The organism is Ideonella azotifigens, assembly GCF_006519715.1.
GTDB lineage: Bacteria > Pseudomonadota > Gammaproteobacteria > Burkholderiales > Burkholderiaceae_C > Ideonella > Ideonella azotifigens.
Window position 1 is genome coordinate 1 of record NZ_VIDT01000733.1, and the last position, 2545, is coordinate 2545.

The following is a 2545-nucleotide window of genomic DNA, read 5'->3' on the forward strand; positions in this document are numbered from 1 at the left end:
TGAGGATAGTCCGCCGCGCGCCGCACTGGCGCAAAAAAGCCGGCCTGCAAAGCGCAGGCCGGCGGCCGGGGAGGGCGGCAGCGGGGGCTGCCTTCGGAGGGCTTACCAGGTCTTCAGTGCGGCCCGGATCTCGTCGCGGTACAGCTCGTTGGAGGCGTCGTTGTAGGCGTTGACGTAGTTGGTTTCCTCGGTGCAGTTCCAGCAGGAGACCGGCACGTCGGAGATCAGGCGGGCAAAGCTGTAGACCTTGGGCGCGATCACGCCGCCGCTCTTGAAGGGCAGGCTGATCAGGCCGGTGCCCGAGCGGATCGTGACCTTCTGCCCGCAGGCGCCGTTGCTGTCAGGCAGGCAGGTGCCGTAGCTGCCGCCCTTGCCCCAACGCTTGATGTTGGCACCGAAGCTGGCCGCGATCGCGGACTTGCCCAGGGCTGCCGCCTCCTCGTTGATGACGGCCTGCAAGGTGGGGTCGACCCCGCTGGACGGGTTGGCCGATTCCAGGAACTCGGTGCGGGCGTTGAAGTTGTTGCTCAGCAGGGTGCTGTTCCAGACACCTTCGTAGATGCGCGCCAGGTTGCTCGCCGTGGTGTCGTTGCGCATGTTGGTCGGGTCGTACTTGCCGGTGCTGAGGTTCTTGTAGCCGCAGCCGATGTTGTGGCGCAGCGTGGTGCCCGTCAGGCCGGTGGCGGCGGCCGTGTTGTTGAAGGGCGTGAAGCCGCCGTAACGGATCACCGTGCCGCGCGTGGTGCGGTTGTCCGAAATGGCCATCATCTGGTCCAGGCCGGTCTCGAAGTTGTAGTTGGTGCGCAGGTTGGCGGCGGTTTCCAGCGCCGGGTTCGGGCAGGCGTCCTTGCCCTTGACCGGGTCGTACTCGTAGTAGCTGAAGGCCGAGGCCAGCGTGTCCGCACCGGCGGCGACCTGGCGCATCGAATGCAGCAGGTGAACCGACTTGAACGAGCTGGCGGTCTCGGCACGGCGGCTGCCGTTGAGGTCCACCTTCACGCTGCCGCTGACTTCCTTCAGATAGGCCTCGAAGATGCCCTTGGTCGGGTTGCCGTTGGCGTCCAGGAAGGTGGGGGCGAACTCGCTGCGCATGCGGCGGGTGCTGGTGTTGGCGTTGTCGATGAAGGCGGCGTCGTAGCGGCGGGTCCCGTTGGCGTCCTTGTAGGTCGTGATGTCGACCGGGCGCGAGGCGAGTTGCAGCGCGTAGTTGTTCAGGTCGGCCATCGAGGCGAAGCCGTACTGGTACCACCAGGCCGAGGCGTCGCTGCCGGTGTTCTTCACCTGGATCATGTTGTAGGTGCCGTCGCTGTGGCGATCCAGCTTGACGATGCGGCCCTGGAAGGCCGAGACCTTGCTGGCGATGGTGGCCGGGCTCACGCCGTAGAACCACTGCCAGGATTTGGCATCCGCGCCGGTGTTGGCCACGAACACTGCGCTGTACTTCTTCACGCCGCCTTCGACGTAGCTGTCCAGGTCGATCAGGCGGTGGCCGCTGTTGGTGATCTGGGTGCTGATCTGCGAAGTGCTCACGCCCATCAGGTAGCTCCAGGCGCGCGCCGCGCTGCCGGTGTTGGAGACCATCACGGCCGCGTAGCGGATCGTGCCGCCGCCTGCGTCGTAAGGCTGCAGGTCGATCAGGCGGGCGGTGTTGGCATTCACCTTGGCCGTCACATCGGCCGCCGTCAGGCCGTAGTACCACCACCAGCCGGGCACCGCGTAGGCACCGCTGTTGGCCACCATGCGCACGCTGAAGGTCGGCGTGCCGTTGCTCACGCCGTAGACCTTGACCTCGGTCAGGCGGGCGTTGTTCTGGCTCAGGTAGGTGCCGATCGAGGCGGCGCTGACATTGGTGTAGGTCCACCAGCCCGTCGGCACGTTGACCGAATGGTCATCGGTCATCGAGGTGGTGTCGAGGATCTGCGGGGTCGGGTCAAGCTGGGCAGAAAGCGCCTCGTCCTGCGCCGACATCGTCTCGGCTTGAGTCGCCATGTCCTGTGCGTGGGCGCCAGAAGCGGCGGCCAAGGCAGTCATCGTGGCAATGGTGGCGAGGGCGGCCAGCGCGGATTGGGTCAGCTGCTGGCGGGTGGTCATGCGGGTCTTCATGTTGATCTCCGAGGGTGTGAATCGATGAATCAGCACCGGGTGTTTGTTGAGGTGCTTACCTATCAATTCGCGCCCCGGAGGCAAAACCGGACATGCGCTGTCTCCCTCCGATGGGGGGATTTCCGAAAGTATTTTCAGAGCCGCTTCAGAACACGTAGCTCGGCCGCTCCGGCAATGTGCCGCCTGAGCGCTCGGTGTAGCGTGCACTGGCCTGGTTGCGCATCGTTTCGGCGGCAGCCGTCTGGCCGCCGGCCTGCAACAAGGTGGAACGTATCCAGGGCAGCAGTTCGCGGTCCGGGTGGGCGGCCGGCAGTTCGGCATTGAACAGGCGTTCGGCCTCGGCCAGGCTTTGCGCAGCTTCATCCGGCCTTTGCAGCGCCACCAGGGCCAGCGTCTGGACCATCAGGCATTTGGCGCGGCCGAGGCGGCCGGCTGAGTTGTC

The 2545-nt window shown here is 65.7% G+C and carries 2 protein-coding genes; both read right to left on the minus strand.

The features are described 5' to 3' along the window. Positions 1-102 precede the first annotated feature (102 nt). Entirely contained in the window at positions 103-2103 is a 2001-nt protein-coding gene (locus tag FKP22_RS26945) for a serine hydrolase (RefSeq protein WP_141291036.1), read from the minus strand. A 145-nt stretch (positions 2104-2248) separates the two neighbouring features. Next, positions 2249-2545, minus strand: a 297-nt coding sequence (locus tag FKP22_RS32860) for a hypothetical protein (protein ID WP_170201115.1), incomplete at its 5' end; no start/stop codon positions are given.

Coding starts and splice junctions, on each gene's coding strand:
- FKP22_RS26945 (WP_141291036.1), bottom strand. CDS start 2,103: ATGAAGACCCGCATGACCACCCGCCAGCAGCTGACCCAATCCGCGCTG.